The organism is Flavobacterium soyae (assembly GCF_021245985.1).
In the GTDB taxonomy this organism is placed as follows: Bacteria; Bacteroidota; Bacteroidia; order Flavobacteriales; family Flavobacteriaceae; genus Flavobacterium; species Flavobacterium soyae.
On sequence record NZ_JAJQXA010000010.1, the window covers coordinates 204,472 to 222,279 of the forward strand.

Annotated in this window: 14 protein-coding genes; 5 read left to right on the plus strand and 9 right to left on the minus strand. The window is 33.1% G+C overall.

Features of this window, described 5'->3' with window-relative positions; translation table 11 throughout:
* Window positions 1-182: 182 nt before the first annotated feature.
* On the minus strand, window positions 183-1,628 hold the full coding sequence (asnS, locus tag LUU93_RS14480; protein ID WP_232681855.1) for an asparagine--tRNA ligase: 1,446 nt from the start codon (window positions 1,626-1,628) through the stop codon (window positions 183-185).
* Window positions 1,629-2,032: 404 nt separating this feature from the next.
* Complete coding sequence (locus LUU93_RS14485; RefSeq protein ID WP_232681856.1) at window positions 2,033-4,399, minus strand: efflux RND transporter permease subunit; 2,367 nt, start codon at window positions 4,397-4,399, stop codon at window positions 2,033-2,035.
* 181 nt (window positions 4,400-4,580) lie between these two features.
* On the opposite strand from LUU93_RS14485, the gene LUU93_RS14490 reads away from it, so the two are divergent.
* The 4 genes from LUU93_RS14490 to LUU93_RS14505 all read left to right on the plus strand — a co-directional run bounded on the left by LUU93_RS14490 (window position 4,581) and on the right by LUU93_RS14505 (window position 8,938).
* Entirely contained in the window at window positions 4,581-4,910 is a 330-nt protein-coding gene (locus tag LUU93_RS14490) for a DMT family transporter (protein WP_180856891.1), read from the plus strand.
* Between the two features lie 88 nt (window positions 4,911-4,998).
* Window positions 4,999-5,760 carry a sensor histidine kinase gene (locus LUU93_RS14495; RefSeq protein WP_232681857.1) on the plus strand — a complete coding sequence of 254 codons (762 nt, stop codon included), beginning with the start codon at window positions 4,999-5,001 and terminating at the stop codon, window positions 5,758-5,760.
* Window positions 5,723-6,442 carry a LytR/AlgR family response regulator transcription factor gene (locus LUU93_RS14500; RefSeq protein ID WP_232681858.1) on the plus strand — a complete coding sequence of 240 codons (720 nt, stop codon included), beginning with the start codon at window positions 5,723-5,725 and terminating at the stop codon, window positions 6,440-6,442. The genes LUU93_RS14495 and LUU93_RS14500 overlap by 38 nt, the downstream gene beginning before the upstream one ends.
* A gap of 225 nt (window positions 6,443-6,667) precedes the next feature.
* Complete coding sequence (locus LUU93_RS14505) at window positions 6,668-8,938, plus strand: cation:proton antiporter (protein ID WP_232681859.1); 2,271 nt, start codon at window positions 6,668-6,670, stop codon at window positions 8,936-8,938.
* Window positions 8,939-9,284: 346 nt separating this feature from the next.
* Here the strand turns inward: LUU93_RS14505 and LUU93_RS14510 are convergent, their stop codons facing one another.
* From LUU93_RS14510 to pyrH, 3 genes are all read right to left on the minus strand, one after another.
* Window positions 9,285-11,780, minus strand: a complete 2,496-nt coding sequence (locus LUU93_RS14510) for a DUF5686 family protein (RefSeq protein WP_232681861.1) — start codon at window positions 11,778-11,780, stop codon at window positions 9,285-9,287.
* A 117-nt stretch (window positions 11,781-11,897) separates the two neighbouring features.
* Window positions 11,898-12,461 carry a ribosome recycling factor gene (frr, locus tag LUU93_RS14515; protein ID WP_232681862.1) on the minus strand — a complete coding sequence of 188 codons (564 nt, stop codon included), beginning with the start codon at window positions 12,459-12,461 and terminating at the stop codon, window positions 11,898-11,900.
* A 151-nt stretch (window positions 12,462-12,612) separates the two neighbouring features.
* Window positions 12,613-13,320 carry a UMP kinase gene (gene pyrH / locus LUU93_RS14520; RefSeq protein WP_053472459.1) on the minus strand — a complete coding sequence of 236 codons (708 nt, stop codon included), beginning with the start codon at window positions 13,318-13,320 and terminating at the stop codon, window positions 12,613-12,615.
* Between the two features lie 190 nt (window positions 13,321-13,510).
* On the opposite strand from pyrH, the gene LUU93_RS14525 reads away from it, so the two are divergent.
* Window positions 13,511-14,128, plus strand: coding sequence for a thioredoxin family protein (locus tag LUU93_RS14525; RefSeq protein WP_232681863.1), 618 nt, complete (start codon window positions 13,511-13,513; stop codon window positions 14,126-14,128).
* Window positions 14,129-14,494: 366 nt separating this feature from the next.
* Here LUU93_RS14525 and truB read toward each other — a convergent pair whose 3' ends face one another.
* The 4 genes from truB to LUU93_RS14545 all read right to left on the minus strand — a co-directional run bounded on the left by truB (window position 14,495) and on the right by LUU93_RS14545 (window position 17,303).
* Window positions 14,495-15,190 carry a tRNA pseudouridine(55) synthase TruB gene (gene truB / locus LUU93_RS14530; RefSeq protein ID WP_232681864.1) on the minus strand — a complete coding sequence of 232 codons (696 nt, stop codon included), beginning with the start codon at window positions 15,188-15,190 and terminating at the stop codon, window positions 14,495-14,497.
* Window positions 15,191-15,192: 2 nt separating this feature from the next.
* A complete protein-coding gene (locus LUU93_RS14535; RefSeq protein ID WP_232681865.1) occupies window positions 15,193-16,002 on the minus strand; it encodes an undecaprenyl-diphosphate phosphatase in 810 nt (269 codons plus the stop codon).
* 73 nt (window positions 16,003-16,075) lie between these two features.
* Window positions 16,076-16,339 (minus strand): DUF3098 domain-containing protein, encoded by a 264-nt coding sequence (locus tag LUU93_RS14540; RefSeq protein WP_232681866.1) that lies wholly within the window; start codon window positions 16,337-16,339, stop codon window positions 16,076-16,078.
* Window positions 16,340-16,427: 88 nt separating this feature from the next.
* A complete protein-coding gene (locus tag LUU93_RS14545; RefSeq protein WP_232681867.1) occupies window positions 16,428-17,303 on the minus strand; it encodes a cell division protein FtsX in 876 nt (291 codons plus the stop codon).
* Window positions 17,304-17,808 lie beyond the last annotated feature (505 nt).

Below are 17,808 nucleotides of genomic sequence, written 5' to 3' on the forward strand. Positions count from 1 at the left end.
TACGAAGGCGCAAAGGCACAAAGTTTTTGTTTTGAAAGTTTTTGAATCTTCATCAAACAATAAAATAATACTTTGAGATTTTGTGTCTTCGTGGTATTATTTTAATTTATTTGTGTCTTTAATCAGTTATTTAAAAATAAACTTAGCGTCTTTGTGCCTTTGTGGCAAAATAACCGTACGTCTTAGAATTCCGCACTTCCAGGAGTTCTTGGGAAAGGAATTACGTCTCTAATGTTTGTCATTCCTGTTACAAACAATACCAAACGTTCAAAACCTAAACCGAAACCTGCGTGAGTGGCAGAACCAAATCTTCTGGTGTCTAAATACCAGTATAATTCTTCTTCGTCGATTTCCAGAGCTTTCATTTTTTCAACTAAAACATCGTAACGCTCTTCTCTTTCAGAACCACCAACGATTTCTCCAATTCCAGGGAAAAGAATATCCATTGCACGCACTGTTTCTCTTCCTGGTTCAGTATTGTCGTTCAAACGCATGTAAAACGCTTTAATGTTTGCTGGGTAATCGTATAAAATTACCGGACATTTAAAGTGTTTTTCAACTAAATAACGCTCGTGTTCTGACTGTAAATCAGCTCCCCATTCGTTGATGATATATTGGAATTTCTTCTTTTTATTTGGAGTTGAATCTCTTAAAATGTCAATTGCTTCCGTATAAGAAACGCGTTTGAAATTGTTTTCTAAAACAAAGTTCAGTTTCTCTAACAAAGCCATTTCGCTTCTTTCAGCCTGTGGTTTTGATTTTTCTTCTTCTAAAAGTCTTCCTTCTAAGAAAGCTAAATCGTCTTTACAATTGTCTAAAGCATATTTAATTACATACTGAATAAAATCTTCAGCCAAATCCATGTTGTCATCAAGGTCGTTGAAAGCAACTTCCGGCTCGATCATCCAGAATTCTGCCAAGTGACGAGAAGTGTTTGAGTTTTCAGCTCTAAAAGTTGGTCCAAAAGTATAAATCTGACCCAAAGCCATAGCAAAAGTTTCACCTTCTAACTGTCCAGAAACCGTTAAGTTGGTATGTTTTCCAAAGAAATCTTTTTTGAAATCAATATTTCCTTCTTCATTTTTTGGAAGATTGTCAAGTGGTAAAGATGTTACCTGAAACATTTCTCCAGCACCTTCAGCATCAGCTCCGGTAATAATTGGCGTATTTACGTAAACAAAACCTTTGTCTTGAAAATATTTGTGAACTGCATAAGACAATACCGAACGCACACGCATAATTGCTCCAAAAGCATTAGTACGTACACGTAAATGTGCATTTGTACGTAAAAATTCTAAAGTATGTTTTTTTGGTTGCATTGGGAATTTTTCAGGATCAGAATCTCCAAGAATTTCCAATTTTGTAACCTGAATTTCGTATTTCTGACCCGCACCTTTACTTTCAACCAAAGTTCCAAATACAGAAACTGCAGCTCCAGTCGTGATTCTTTTTAAAGTCTCTTCCGGTGTATTTTCAAAATCAACAACACATTGTATATTATTAATGGTAGAACCGTCATTAAGCGCGATGAACTGATTATTTCTAAAAGTTCTCACCCATCCTTTTGCATTCACTTCCTGTAGCGTCGTCGTACTGTTTAATAAGTCTTTAACCTTTGTGTGTTTCATTTTAATTTTAGATTTTAGATTGCTGATTTTAGTTTAAAATAAAATCAGTGTTTTTTATATCGAATTGCAAATATAAACGATAATAATTAATTTTTGAAGCTGTTTCCTGCTATCCGCTATATCTTTTTCTTGCTAAAGGAGCAAGAAAAAGGATGCCGCTTCTATCAGGGCTAGGGCATTCGGTTTTTAAAGAAGTAATTTCTCTTATTTTTGTCATTTCGACGAAGGAGAAATCACACGAGTATTTCCGCAAAGTAAGTCGCCAATCTTTGTCGATTTCCGAGTGCGATTCCTCGTTCCTCGGAATGACAAACTATGGGTTAATCTTTGTCAAGTTCAAAACTTTGACAAAGATTTATGTTTTTTAAATTTGTTTTAATTCGTGAATTCGTGGCGAAAAAAAACTACTTCTCCAAATTCTCCAATTCCTCTTTCTTAGTTTTCTTCTTCTCAAAAGTCAAAACCAGCGAAGGCAATACAACTAAATTCGCAAACATTGCAAAAGCCAAAGTACAAGAAATTAATCCTCCAAGTGCAATTGTTCCGCTAAAGCTTGATAATGTGAAAGTCGCAAAACCTAAAATCAAAACAACCGATGTATAGAAAGTACTGATTCCAGTTTCTCTTAAAGCACTAAAAACCGATTTTTTAACTTTTCCGCCGCTTTGAAGCAAGTCATGTCTGTACTTCGCCATAAACTGAATTGCATTATCTACCGAGATTCCGAAGGCGATACTGAATACTAAAATCGTTGAAGGTTTTAACGGAATCCCGAAATAACCCATCAATCCCGATGTAATGCAAAGCGGTAAAATATTCGTAATTACCGAAGCCATTACCATTTTAAAAGATCGGAATAAATACAAAATCAGAACCGCGATTGTGAAAATTGCAAAGATTAATGACTCAATTAAGTTTTCAACCAAATATGAAGTTCCTTTTTGGAAAACCAATGCTTTTCCGGTAACGGTAACTTCATAACGATCTTTTGGAAAAATTTCATCGATTTTGCTGTGAAGTTTTTTCTCCACTTTTGCCATTTCATCCGTTCCAATATCTTTCATGAAAGTCGTGATTCGGGCATATTGTCCAGTCGAATCAACGTAAGCTTTCATTAAATTTTCTTTGCTGTTTTTGGTCGCATTTTTAGCATAACTCAAAATAAAAGTCTGCTCCTGCGAAGTTGGCAATTGGTAATATTCCGGATTTCCGTTATAGAAGGCCTGTTTAGAATATTTAACCAAATTCACTATTGAAACTGGTTTTGCCAATTCTGGAATTTCAGCAATTGTATTTTGCAGTTCATCCATTTTACGGATTGTCGAAGCCTTCATAACACCTTTTTTCTTTTTGGTGTCAATCATGATTTCAAGCGGCATAACTCCGTTAAATTCTTTTTCGTAAAATAAAATATCTTTAAAGAAAGAAGCACTTTTTGGCATTTCACCAATCAAACTTCCTGAAACTTTCATTTGTGAAACTCCAATTACGCTGAAAACCAAAAATAAACCGTAAACAATATAAACGTATCTACGTTTTGTTTTAACTACATCTTCAACCACATTTAATAAAGTCGAAATATAAGTTTTGGTTAAATGGTACAAATGCTTTTCTTTTGGCAATGCCATAAAACTGTATACAATTGGCACAATAAAAAGTGTCAATAAATAAACAGAAATTACGTTGATTGAAGTTACTAAACCAAATTCAAAAAGCAGATCATTTCCGGTAATCATAAACGTAGCAAAACCAATCGCAGTCGTTAAATTCGTCATTAAAGTCGAAACCCCAATTTTTGAAATTACACGCTGCAGCGCCTTAGCCTGATTATTATGTAATTTAATTTCCTGCTGATATTTATTGATTAGAAAAATACAGTTCGTAATTCCGATAACGATAATCAGCGGTGGAATAATTGCTGTTAAAATCGTAATTTTATAACCAAATAACCCAAGTGTTCCAAAAGACCAGATTACACCAACAATTAAAATACAAATTGAAATAAAGGTTGCTCTGAAAGAACGGAAAAAGAAAAAGAAAATCAACGAAACAGTCAATAAAGCCGCACCGATAAAAAGACCAATTTCGCCTTTCATATCAGCCGCATTGATCGTTCTGATGTATGGCATACCTGAAACTTTAAGATCAATTCCGGTTGTTTTTTCGAATTTATCGATTTTTGGAACCAGATTTTCAAGTATAAAAGTTTTTCTTTCAGCAGTATTTACCAGTTTTTTATTGATGTAAATTGCAGAGCGAACACTTCCGCTTTCTTTATTGAATAATAATCCTTCGTAAAAAGGTAAATTATGGAATAAATCGTGCTGAACGCTTTTTAAATAAACAGGATCTAAAACTTTACTTTGATCGATAAATGGCGTTAAAACAAATTTTTCGTTAACGGTATCTTTCTCCAGTTTTTTTAAATCGTTTAATGAAACAACTAAATCAACTTCTTTAGATTTTTTTAAACTTGTCATTAACTCATTCCAGGCAGCATAATTCTTTGGAGTAAAAAAGTTTTTATCCTGAAAACCAATTACGACCAGGTTTCCTTCCTCACCAAACTTGTCTAAGAACTTTTGATATTCTTTGTTTGCGATATGATCTTTTGGAAGCAGGTTTGCTTCGGTATAAGTCATAGCAAGGTTTTTCCATTGGTAACCAAGGAAAATAGTTAAAGCAGAAAGGATGACCAGAATTGTGATTCTGTTTTTAAGTATGATTCGGGCTAATTTTTCCCAGAACCCAACTTTAATAGCGTTTTTCATAAAATCTTTAAAAATGGTTGCAAATGTAGTGAAAACTGCTCAAAATCATAAACAAACGATTGTATTTTACTTAATGTTAACACAAATCTGCAGGGTATAATTTTGCAATAAATTTCTTTCTTTTTGCTGTTTAGTCGTTAGCTTTTCTCATATTTGCAATTAATTTAAAAATGAAAAGAAAATGAATTGGATTTTATTGATTATTGCCGGACTGTTTGAAGTTGGATTTGCATCATGTCTGGGAAAAGCGAAAGAAACAACAGGAATTACATCAACTTATTGGATGGCTGGATTTTTTGTGTGTCTTTCAATCAGTATGATTTTATTGTATAAGGCAACACAAACTTTACCAATTGGAACTGCTTATGCTGTCTGGACAGGAATTGGGGCAGTTGGAACCGTTTTAGTTGGAATTTTTATTTTTAAAGAACCGGCAGCTTTCTGGAGAATATTTTTTCTTACAACATTAATCGCTTCAATTATTGGATTGAAATTCGTTTCAAGCCACTAAAAAATATATGCCACAGATTTCACAGATTTAAAGGATTTTTTAATCTGTGAAAATCTGTGGCAAAAAAAACTTTAATTATCCTTAAACAATGCAGGAAAACAATACCACAACTTTTATATTTCTAACGATTCTTTTACTGTTGGTTGTCATAATTTGTTTTATGATCTATCAATTAATGCAGGCAAAAAAGGAGAAGGATAATGCCGAAAAAAGCTTTTATGCGCTTGAAGCAAAAGTAAACGACTTGCAGTTAGAAAATTTAGAGTCAAAGTTAAATCCGCATTTATTTAAGAATATTTTAAATTCGATTCAGTCGCACGCTTATCAAACTTATTTTGCTCTGGATAAACTGGCCAATGTCCTGGATTATATTTTATACGAAAGCAAAAAGAAATTCGTAACCGCAAAAGAAGAAATAAACTTTGCGCTGAATTTAATAGAAATCAATAAAATCAAAATCAGCCCGCTTTTTGAGTTGAAGATTAAAACTAATATCAACGAAGAGGATAAATTGTACGATCAGCCTTTACTGGCGCCTTTGATTTCGATTGATTTAATCGAAAATGCCTTTAAACATGCCGACCTTCAAAGTGCCGATGCTTTTATTTCGGTAGTTTTTGAATTTAAGGACAATGCTTTCTTTATGACGGTTTCTAATAAAATCTCAGATAAAAAAGTATTAAAAAAAGAACGAAGCGGTTTTGGCCACGCAACTTTAGAACATCGTCTGCGCATTATTTACAAGAATAATTTTAAACTTGATAAATTTGTAGAAAACGATGTTTATATTGCTCATCTAAAAATAGATTTACTTGAATACAAAACTGAAATGCTTGCTTCTGGACGATGAGCTTCCGGGATTAACGTACTTAAAAATGCTTTGCGAACAAATTCCTGAACTGGAAATCGTAAAGACGTTTAATAATCCGCAGAAACTTTTGTCTGATATTCCCGAACTCGAATTTGATTTGTTAATATCAGATATCGAAATGCCGGGAATGGACGGGCTTCATCTTGCCGAAATGCTCAATGATAAATTAGTGATTTTTTGTACCGCGTATAAAGAATATGCCGCCGATGCTTTTAATATCGATGCAGTAGATTATATCACAAAACCTGTAAAACTGGAACGTTTGCAAAAAGCAGTCTCAAAAGCTTTAGAACGTTTTGAAAAACCGGATACAGCTAAAAAATTCATTCAGTTAAATACAGATAGAGGAAAAACACTGCTTTATTTTAATCAGATTCAATACATCAAAACGGCTGTAAGTGACAGCCGCGACAAAACGGTTTTACTTGCCGATGGAAGTTTTTTGAATTTGAAAAATGTAAAATTCGATACACTTTTAAACGAATTGCCCGAAGCCAATTTCTGCCGAATAAACAAAAAAGAAATCATTGCCGTAAAAGCGATAAAATTCTTCAACCACAACGAAATTGTGCTGCATCATATTGAAGAAAACAATAAAAATACAACCTTACTTTTAAGTGAAACCTACCGTTCTGATTTCTTGAAAAAGGTAAAATTATAAGATTATTTCATAGCTCAACATTATGTCATCCTGAGCGAAGTCGAAGCCCTTTTCAGTTTCATAAGCCTTCGACTTCGCTCAGGATGACAATGCTTTTTAGATGTTGTTATTAACTTATTACAAAGTTTTTCAGTCTTGTTACATAGATTGAAAATTAACTGTAAATTTACTTTATCACTTTGCTGTCAGTCCTGATATTTGCGGCAATAATTAAAAGAACGAGTTATGAATAACATTAAGAACTCTTTATTCTATGTTACAATTATTGGAGGATTTACAGCTCTGATATATTGGATAATTTCAAAAGGGGCATCATTAGAAGCTGGACAGAATATTGTTAAAAAACAAATTGTAAGTAATCATTGGAATGATTTTCTTCATTCAATGGTCGAAAACTTACAGCACCCGCTGGCTATTTTGCTGGCGCAGATTGTGACTATTATTTTAGTAGCACGTTTATTTGGATGGTTTTTCAGAAAAATTGGGCAGCCTTCTGTAATTGGCGAAATGGTTGCCGGGATTGTTCTTGGGCCGTCTTTAGTAGGAATGTATTTTCCTGAGTTCTCGGCAGCTTTATTCCCAAAAGAATCTTTAGGAAACTTACAATTTTTAAGTCAGATTGGTTTAATCCTTTTCATGTTTGTTATTGGTATGGAACTGGATTTGAAAGTGTTGAAAAACAAAGCACATGATGCCGTAGTTATTAGTCACGCCAGTATCGTTATTCCGTTTGCATTAGGACTGGCTTTGGCTTATTTCATTTATCAGACTTTTGCTCCAAAAGGGGTTGAATTCTCTTCTTTCGGATTATTTATGGGAATCGCCATGAGTATTACCGCTTTTCCGGTTTTGGCCAGAATTGTCCAGGAGCGGGGAATGCAGAAAACAAAACTCGGAACTATTGCCATAACCTGCGCCGCTGCAGATGATATTACTGCCTGGTGTATTTTGGCAGTTGTAATTGCAATTGTAAAAGCAGGTTCGCTTTCAAGTTCATTATATGTAATTGGTTTAGCAATTTTATATGTAATTATAATGTTGAAAATCGTTCGCCCGTTCCTGAAACGTGTCGGAGATTTAAATTCAACTCGTGAAAGTTTAAATAAACCAGTAGTTGCTATTTTCTTTTTAACACTTTTATTTTCGGCGTATGCTGCAGAATTAATCGGAATTCACGCTTTATTTGGAGCTTTCTTAGCAGGAGCAATAATGCCTGAAAACAATAAATTCAGAAATATATTTATCGAAAAGGTAGAAGATGTTTCGATAATTGTGTTGTTGCCATTGTTCTTTGTATTTACAGGTTTGCGTACCCAAATAGGTTTGTTAAACGATCCTGCTTTATGGAAAATCACGGGATTAATTATTGCAGTTGCCGTAGTTGGAAAATTCTTTGGAAGCGCATTAGCAGCAAAATTTGTTGGACAAAGCTGGAAAGACAGTTTAGCTATTGGGGCTTTAATGAATACAAGAGGTTTAATGGAACTTGTTGTTTTAAATATTGGTTACGATCTTGGAGTATTGTCTACAGAGATTTTTACCATGATGGTAATTATGGCATTGCTGACTACTTTTATGACGGGGCCGGCTTTAGACTTCATCGGATTTGTTTTTAAAGATAAAATCACAGCTATTCCGCAGGAAATAGGAAATAAAAGTAAATACAAAATACTGCTTTCATTTGGTACTCCTGAAAGAGGAAAAAAACTTTTACAGATTGCCAATAGTCTGGTTAAAAAGCAGCAGGATAATTCGATCGTAACGGCGATGCATTTGTCTTTAAGTACAGAAATACATTCGTTTGATATAAAAGAACACGAACGTAAAATGTTAGTTCCGGTTATTGATGAGTCTCATAAACTGAATCAAAACATGGTAAGTCTGTTTAAAGTCTCTAATGATATTGATACTGATATTATTGATGCGGCAAACCAAGGCGAATATGATTTATTGTTAGTTGGTTTGGGACAGTCTATTTTTGATGGAACCTTACTGGGAAAAATTCTTGGTTTTACAACCCGAATTGTAAATCCCGATCGTTTAATTGACAAGTTTACCGGAAAAGAAGGTTTGTTTGAAAATAACCCTTTTGATGAAAGAACACGTCATATTATAGCAAAAACCAAAATGCCGGTTGGTATTTTTATCGATAAAAATCTTGAAGAAGTGGATCAGGTTTTTATGCCGATTTTTAGCAGAGAAGATGCTTTTTTAATTGATTATGCTAAAAAATTAATCAATAATAACGGTTCGCAGATTACAGTTCTTGATGCCGGCGGAGAAGTAAAAAACACACGCGATATTCAGGAAACTATCCGATCTATCGAACAGATTGCTCCAAATCATATTATGATTATGCATGACAGAACAATTAAAAAAGATTTTCTGGACAGCCAAAGCTTAATGATTATAAGTTTAGACAGCTGGAAAAAATTGATTGAATCTCAAAGTACATGGCTGAATAATACACCTTCAGTTTTGATTTTCAAACCATAGTTAGTTTTAAAATTTTAATATTTAAAATTCCAAATTCCAATTTATGATTGGGGTTTGGGATTTTTTTAAGCCTGTTTTGTCATTTCGACGTAAGGAGAAATCGCACTAGAGAATCGACAAAGATTGGCGACTTACTGTGTAGAGTTACGAGTGTGATTTCTCCTTACGTCGAAATGACAAGCTTTGTCTATAATTGGAATTTGAGATTTACTTTGTAGAGTTACAAGACCATTCTTCGACTTCGCTCAGGAAGACAAAAAAAGCCGAGAAGCCCTTTGCGCTCTCATCAAAATTTATTCCTTAAAGAAAACTTAGCGGCCTTTGCGGTTAAATCCTCAATCAAAATCTAAAGCCCCAAATCAAGAACATAAGAAATCTTAACCGCAATATTATCATCAAATTCAGGTAATTGATTTGGGCCATAACGATAGAATCCGCCGAGACCAAAACCTTTGTAGATTTTATTTAATTCGATTCCCGATTCAAAGAATCCTTTGTCAAGCGTTTTATAAGTTGGGCCAACGTGCTGTTCGGGTTTTTCCATATTTCCCCACGCCATTCTGGTAACCAGTACTAATGAAGGACGTACTTTTTTCATGATGTTAATTCTTTCAAAACCATGTTTGATCTGGAAGAACACATATTGACTTGAGAAAAACTCATTAAAAAACATGGTTTCAAAACTGTTTCTTCCGGCAAAAGTAATACGCTGGATAATGGTTTCTTTGGTAAGGTTGTTAGGCATGGTGTTATACAAATGCGTAAGCGGAACATTGCCTATTGCATAACCGCCTTGTAAAAGCAGACTCGTTTTTTGACCATTTAGGTATTTCTTTTCGTACTCCGTTTTAAAATCTATTTTTCCAAAATTAAAATCATTATCTAAAACATTTGGCAGCGATTGGGTGTACTGAAAAGTAAATCTAGGGAATCTTTTATCCGATTCAGTTCTTCCGGTTGGAGTCTGCATAAAATCACTGAAAGGTGCCCAAACAATAGAAACCATTGCAGTTGTCATAATAAAACTTGAATATAACTGACCGTTGTAATTAAAAAGATAATCGAACTTAGGTTCAACATACGTTCTGGCTAGTTCAACAACAGCTTCTGTCTTCGGAATAATTTTTGTCTGAACATTTGCTTTCCAGCTAGTGTATTTGTAAAAAGTACTAATGTTGATAGGCCTCGGATCATAAATTTTAAAAACACGTTTATCAACAGCAAAAACGGTACTCGCAATTTCCCGAACATCATCTGTATAAGATCCGTTTAACCAGGTGTTCGTGTTTTGGTCTAACAAAACACCGGCGCCCAAATTATATTTAACAACGCCGTCTTTTGTGCCATAAGCCGTATACCCTTCAATTCTAAAATCTTTAGAAAATTTATCATTTGTTACGCCTCCAAGACCTAAACGAAAACCTTCGTAATTATTATAACTGATTATTTTTTTTAAATCAAGATCAACCGGACCAATCGGAATGTATCCATTGATGATTTTTCGACCCAATCCTAAACGTTTTTCAATTCTTCGGCTTACAGAGAGGCTGTCTAATAATTGATATGTTTTCTGGCTTTTTTGATCTAAAGCTTCTTTGCGGTACTGATTCCAGAATTCCTCCGGTTTTTTGCTTGCATCGTCTTTAATTTCAATATAAAGAGATGGGTTTTTTATTGGAGTTTCGGTATTGTAATGAATATCAAAATTATTACTTTCAGAAAGTAAATAGGTAAAATCTGAAGCGGCTTTTTTTCTCGGTTCAAAATCTTCGGAAACATCTCCATCAAACTGAATCGTTCCGCCTAAAATTTTAATATCGTCATCATTTTTTCCTTTTACAATTTTAAAAGTCGTATTGCTTTGAAACCATACTTTTTCATTCGGGACATAATCAAACTCATGAATGCCGCTGATATCTAAAACGCCTTTTATGCGCATTACAGCTTTTGCAACAGCAAAATTTTGCGAGTCGATATACAAAACACCTTCTAAACCCGATGTCTTTCTTTTGTGTTTATTTTTAAAGTAAATCATAAAAGTTTCACGGCCTTTTATGTTTACAGTATCCAGCAATTTGTAATTGTATGTTGCAGGAGCAGTATTCGAAATAGGGTTTTCGTACTTAGTTTCAAAAAGCTCGTATTTATTATCGTAAATAGATATCGACTGTAAATTGAAAGCAATAACTTCGTAAATAGGGTTTTTAAAACCGGCTATTTTGGTTCCCAGAACGATTTCTTTAAGTTTGTTGTTTCCAAACTGATATTGCGAAACTTTCTCCGTTTGAAACAAATGCTGTTTGCTTATTATTTCTTTGAATTTATAATCAGATGAATCGATGTTGATTTTCTTTTTATTGAAATCTTTATAAACGGCAGATGAATCTATTCTCCCGTCAATTGAATCAGGGTTGGCAGTAACAATTAGTTTATTGTACGTTTTGTACTCAAAACTGCTTAATTTTTTCTGCGGATTGTTATTGTTTTTATTCGCAATAACTTTTTTGATAATCGTTAAAGCCGGATTTTCATTAGAAACAATAACTTCTTTTAAATCATCTGTTTTTTGAGATAAGGAAACAGTATAAAACTTTTTGTTCTCTAGTAAAGCGATAATTTTAGTTTGAAAACCAATATAAGAAACCGTAAAAGTTCCTGATTCTGCAATAGTTTTAAAAATAAACTTTCCGTCAACATCTGTTATTGTATTACTGTTGTCAGAAGTGGTGATAGTGGCAAAGGGAAGTGGCTTGTTGTTTGAATCGGTTACGATTCCGCTTATTTGAAATTGCGCCTGAATACTAAGCGTAAAAAATAAAGTCAAAAAACAAAATAGCCTCATAGAGAATTATATAGATTCAAAAACGGAAAGAATTCAATTTTGGTATGCAAAAATAAGAATAAAAAAATCCGTCTGATAATTTTACCAGACGGATTTTTGAATTTCAGTATCAAATACTTAAACCTTCATGATTTCAGCTTCTTTTGCTGCCAATAATTCGTCAATTTTTTTAATAAAAGTATTTGTTAAGTTTTGAACTTCTTCTTCTGCAGATTTACAGATGTCTTCTGAAGTTCCTTCTTTTTCTAATTTTTTAATATCAGTATTTGCATCTTTACGAGAGTTACGAATACCAATTTTTGCATCTTCAGCTTCAGATTTTGCTTGTTTAGCCAAATCACGACGACGTTCTTCTGTTAAAGGCGGAACACTGATGATGATAACATCTCCATTATTCATTGGGTTAAAACCAATATTAGCAATCAAAATTGCTTTTTCAATGGCTTGTAACATGTTTTTTTCGAAAGGCTGCAAAGTAATTGTTCTTGCATCAGGAACACTGATTTTTGACACTTGAGAAAGTGGCGTTGCAGATCCGTAATAATCAACAAAAACACCTCCAAGCATTGCCGGAGAAGCTTTTCCTGCACGAATGTTTAGAAATTCTTTTTCTAAGTGTGCAATCGAACCGTTCATAGATTCTTCAGTACTTTCTAATATAAAATCGATTTCTTCAGTCATTTTTTTTAGATTTTTAGATTTTTAGAAGGTTAGATTTTTAGACTTAAAAACGTATTCTTCTAATTTGCTAACGATGTTGTTTTATTTTTTGAAATTGCTTTTGAGAATTATAAAGATGTTATTAATCTAATCTTCTAATAATCTAAGCAGTCTAAATATTTACTACAGTTCCGATGTTTTCTCCTTCGCAGATTTTTAAAAGGTTTCCAATTTTGTTCATATCAAAAACAACAATTGGCAGTTTGTTTTCCTGGCTTAAAGTAAAAGCCGTTGTATCCATTACATTTAGTCCTTTTTTAAGAACATCATCAAATGAAATAAAATCAAATTTTACAGCCGAAGCATTTTTCTCAGGATCAGAATCGTAAACACCATCAACGCGGGTTCCTTTTAAGATCACATCAGCATTGATTTCGATTCCTCTTAAAACCGCTGCAGTATCTGTTGTAAAATATGGATTTCCTGTTCCGGCACCAAAAATTACAATTCTTCCTTTTTCTAAGTGACGATCTGCTCTTCTTTTAATATAAGGTTCTGCAATAGATTCCATTTTTAAAGCAGTCTGCAAACGCGTTTTCATTCCTTTGTCTTCAAGTGCGCCCTGCAAAGCCATTCCGTTAATAACAGTAGCAAGCATTCCCATATAATCACCTTGTACTCTGTCCATTCCAGCGCTCGCACCGGCAACGCCTCTAAAAATATTTCCTCCTCCAATAACGATAGCAATTTCTACTCCTTTTGCATGAATCTGCTTAATTTCATCTGCATATTCGGCTAATCTTTTAGGGTCAATTCCGTATTGTAAATCACCCATTAAGGCCTCGCCGCTAAGTTTTAGAAGAATTCTTTTATATTTCATATTTTGTGTTGCGTTAATTTGTGCAAATATAGACATATTCTGATTTTTAAAAATAATGTTGATAAAAAATTAATTGTACTTAAGATTTAATTTTATAACGACTTTTTTGATTTTTTCTTTCGAATGTGATAAAAGTCATTCAAGGTTCTTTTTAAAATCCGTAATTTTATAGTAAGCAAAATAAACCTCTATGAAAAGTATTGTAGCCAAAGCATTATTCAACAGTCATTCTTATGCTGAATATCGAAAAATAGTTACCGATTTATTATCTGAAGGAAAATCAACCGGAAGTGAGCAGTCTGATAGTTTAACTAATTATTCTAAGTTAAATGAAGCAAGAATGAACCGACTGGAAAAGACAATGACAATTTCTGAAGATGTTATTTCAAAATTGCAGCATTTGGATAATCACTATATCTGGCTTGTAATTTCTGAAGGCTGGTGTGGTGATGCGGCGCAGATTCTTCCAATTTTAGATAAAATGGCACATGTGTCTGATAAAAAGATCGATCTTCGAATTGTTTTTCGTGATGAAAACGACGAATTGATGAATCAATATTTAACAAATGGCGGAAGAGCAATTCCAAAAGTTATTGTGATTTGTAAAGAGGCCGGAATTGTTCGTACAGATTGGGGACCAAGACCTAAAGGCGCAACAGAATTAATGGACAATTATAAAAGAGACGTTGGCGTAATTGACGAAAAAATTAAAACAGATTTGCAATTATGGTATCTCGCAGATAAAGGAATTTCTGTGCAGCAAGAGCTGATTGAAATTATGGAAAATATCAAATATAACCGATTATAACAAGAGATTGGTTTTGTAATAAATGTCTGAATTTATTTAAGGGTAATGTGTTGATAGCAAATGGAATAATGTTTTTAAAAAATATAGAAAAATATTTTTTTTAATACAAAATTTTGTATCTTGCTGTCATAATCCCACTTCTATTATATATTTTTTGATTTACTCTTTTTATTGGTGTCTATTTTACTAACGGTTAAAAAATGCACTATTATGAAAAAGTTATTCGAAAGGTTTTATGATTATTTTTCAACATTCTTGTTTGGAGGAAAAAATGTTCCTCACTATTGATTTAAAATCAAGCATGGTGTAACATTATCTTAGGAGTAGGCACATTACAGATATTTTATATGTAATGTGCTTCTTGTTTTATGAAGTAAGACTTTCTTCAAACAATGTAATATCAATTGCATTTTTTACATCATAATCGCCAATCTTCGTTCGGCGTAAAACAGTTAAATGCGAACCTGAATTCATTGCTTTTCCAAAATCGTAAGCAAGAGAACGAATATAAGTTCCTTTACTGCAAACTACTCTAAAATCAATTTCAGGCAAAGCTATTCGTGTAATTTCAAATTCGTGAATAGTAGTTTTTCTACTTTCAATTTCTATAGATTCGCCGGCACGTGCATGTTCATATAAACGAACACCATCTTTTTTAATAGCCGAAAAAATAGGCGGTTTTTGATCGATTTCGCCTAAAAATTGTTTCACTGTTTCGTGAATTAAAGTTTCGTTGATATGTTCCGTTGGATAAGTCTGATCGATTTCGGTTTCTAAATCATACGATGGAGTAGTGGCTCCAATATAAAATGTTCCCGTATATTCTTTTGCCTGACCCTGAAGTTCAGAAATTTTTTTGGTAAATTTTCCGGTGCAGATTAATAAAAGCCCGGATGCTAATGGATCTAAAGTTCCGGCATGGCCAATTTTGAATTTTTTTGGAAGCCCGACTTTATTAATTAAAAGATATTTTAATTTATTGACTGCTTGAAACGAACTCCATTTTAAAGGTTTGTCTATTAATAAAACCTGTCCGTTTAAATATTCTTCAGGTGTTTTCAAATTTATTTATTTAAGAAAAAATAAGCTAATAAAAGAATTCCTGATATGATTCTATAATATCCCCAAGGCTTAAATCCATACTTTTTGATGATACCAATGAAGAATTTTATTGCAATAACAGCTACTATAAAGGCTACTGCGTTTCCAAGCAAAAACATTTTTAAGTTATCGCTGGATTGTGTTAGTAATTCATATCCTTTTAGCTGAGATGCTTCGTATGTTTTTAGAAATAAGGAATAGGTAGTAACGGCCAACATTGTTGGGACTGCCAGAAAAAACGAAAATTCTGCAGCGGTTTGTCTAGTTAACCCTTGCTGCATTCCGCCAATTATTGAAGCGGCAGAACGGCTGGTGCCGGGCATCATAGCCAAGCATTGCCAAAAACCAATTGTTACTGCTTTTTTAATGGTTATGTCTTCTTCATTGACAACGGTTGGATTATTGAAGCGTCCATCTATAAAAAGTAAAACGATACCGCCTAAGATTAAGACAATGGCAATAGGAATAGGATCTCCCAAAATTGCATCTATTTTTTCGTCAAAGATTTTACCTAAAATCAAGGCTGGGATAACTGCGCAGGCGAGTTTGATATAAAAGTTAATTTTACTGAAGTCAAAAAACTTTTTCCAATACAGGACAACGACAGCTAAAATAGCTCCAAACTGAATTGAAACTTGAAATAATTTAACAAAATCATCTTCTTGAATACCAAAAAAAGAACTGGTAAATATCATGTGGGCTGTAGAAGAGACAGGCAGATATTCTGTTACTCCTTCTACAATGGCAATAAGAATTGCTTGTAAATAATCCATTTTAGTTTAATGTTTTTTAGATTTTAAACTTCTTAGAATAAAAGACAGTCTGGTAATCTAAGATGTTTGGTGTTTAAGAAGACTGTTTAGATTTTTTGAAAATAGAATAAATCGTGATCCCAAAACCAATTAAAACGGTGGTTGGAGCTAAACGAATACGTCTAAAACTAAAAACATCTTCATTAAAAATATTTGGATTATCACTTCCTCCGCCAGACATTAAAATAAATCCTAATGCAATCACAGCAATGCCAACTAATAGAATTTTGTAATTGATACCATCAAAAAGAAATTCCTGTTTTTGCTGTTGTTCTTCTTTAATATTGTTGTTTTTCATTTTGTCATTGCGAGGAACGAAGCAATCTTATCCTCTGTTTTATATGAATTTATTTTTAAATCTAAAATCTACAGTCTGCAATCTAAAATTAATAAAGATCATCAGTTCTTAAATTAAGGAAACGCTGTGTCGCAAAATGCGTGCTAACCCATGTAATTAAAACCCCTAATCCGAAAACGGCCAATAAAACCAATCCAATTAAAGCTTTATCTTCTAAAATTCCTAAACCAGGAAAATTAGTTTCTACATAGAATAAAAGCCCAATTAAGGATATAATTGCCAACAGGGCGCCAAGCATTCCTAATTTTACACTGCGTGTTACAAAAGGCTTTCTAATAAACGATTTTGTAGCACCCACCATCTGCATGGTTTTAATAATAAAACGGTTGGAGTGAATGGATAAACGAAGGGAACTATTGATTAATAAAACAGCAATTACAGTAAGGAAACCGCTGATAATCAAAATCCACATACTTACTTTTTTAATATTGTCGTTTACAAGGTTTACTAATTGTTTGTCATAAACAATGTCTTCAATCATAGTGTTTTGGCGTAATGCGCTTTCGATTTTTGAGATACTGTCTCTTTCAACATAATCAGCTTTTAAGTGAATATCGTATGAATTCAATAATGGGTTTTCGCCCAAAAATGTCAGGAAGTCTTCTCCAATAATATCAGTATGTTCTTTTGCTGCTTTTTCTTTGGTTACATAAACATAAGAAAGCGCAAAAGGAGCTCTTTTTAATTCTGAATCAAATGCTTTGATAATGCTGTCATTCGCTTCGTTTTTAAAGAAAACCGTCATAGCGATTTTTTCTTTAAAATCATCTGCCAGTTTTTTAGAATTAATAATGAATAATCCCAGTACTCCCAAAAGGAATAAAACCAAGAATACACTTAATACAACCGAAAAATAAGAGGAAATTAACCTGCGTTTTTGAAATTTATCAAAATTAGAACTCATAGATACTTAAATTATGTGGTAAAAATAATAAAGAATTTCTTTATTTAAAGTTAATAACAAACTTTTATACTATAAATGTACGATTTGATATTGAATAGTAAAGGGAATTTAACCGCAAAGAGTTCGCTAAGGTTTTCGCAAGGTTCGCAAAGTTTAAAGAGAATGGCCACAGATTAAAGGATTAGCACAGATTAGAAAAAATCATTTTAATCCTTTTAATCTGTGGCAAAAAACTATGTGTAAATTTAACTGCAAAGTACGCAAGGTTTTACACAAAGTTTGCAAAGTAAAAAAAGAATGGACACAGATTAAAGGATTCTCACAGATTAGAAAAATCATTTTAATCCTTTTAATCTGTGGAAAAAAACTATGTGTAAATTTAACCGCAAAGATTCTGTGTTGATTTCCAAATTAAAATCTTAATTTTTATTAGTTTTGTTTTTTCAAGACAGTCTTTGAGCTAGTCTCTATAGCGTGTAAAGCCATTTGTGTTTTCACGCTATTT

Excerpts from the sequence above, each read along its gene's own strand:
- asnS (WP_232681855.1), bottom strand. The coding sequence starts at position 1,628 with ATGAAACACACAAAGGTTAAAGACTTATTAAACAGTACGACGACGCTA.
- LUU93_RS14485 (WP_232681856.1), bottom strand. The coding sequence starts at position 4,399 with ATGAAAAACGCTATTAAAGTTGGGTTCTGGGAAAAATTAGCCCGAATC.
- LUU93_RS14490 (WP_180856891.1), top strand. The coding sequence starts at position 4,581 with ATGAATTGGATTTTATTGATTATTGCCGGACTGTTTGAAGTTGGATTT.
- LUU93_RS14495 (WP_232681857.1), top strand. The coding sequence starts at position 4,999 with ATGCAGGAAAACAATACCACAACTTTTATATTTCTAACGATTCTTTTA.
- LUU93_RS14505 (WP_232681859.1), top strand. The coding sequence starts at position 6,668 with ATGAATAACATTAAGAACTCTTTATTCTATGTTACAATTATTGGAGGA.
- LUU93_RS14510 (WP_232681861.1), bottom strand. The coding sequence starts at position 11,780 with ATGAGGCTATTTTGTTTTTTGACTTTATTTTTTACGCTTAGTATTCAG.
- frr (WP_232681862.1), bottom strand. The coding sequence starts at position 12,461 with ATGACTGAAGAAATCGATTTTATATTAGAAAGTACTGAAGAATCTATG.
- pyrH (WP_053472459.1), bottom strand. The coding sequence starts at position 13,320 with ATGAAATATAAAAGAATTCTTCTAAAACTTAGCGGCGAGGCCTTAATG.
- LUU93_RS14525 (WP_232681863.1), top strand. The coding sequence starts at position 13,511 with ATGAAAAGTATTGTAGCCAAAGCATTATTCAACAGTCATTCTTATGCT.
- LUU93_RS14535 (WP_232681865.1), bottom strand. The coding sequence starts at position 16,002 with ATGGATTATTTACAAGCAATTCTTATTGCCATTGTAGAAGGAGTAACA.
- LUU93_RS14540 (WP_232681866.1), bottom strand. The coding sequence starts at position 16,339 with ATGAAAAACAACAATATTAAAGAAGAACAACAGCAAAAACAGGAATTT.
- LUU93_RS14545 (WP_232681867.1), bottom strand. The coding sequence starts at position 17,303 with ATGAGTTCTAATTTTGATAAATTTCAAAAACGCAGGTTAATTTCCTCT.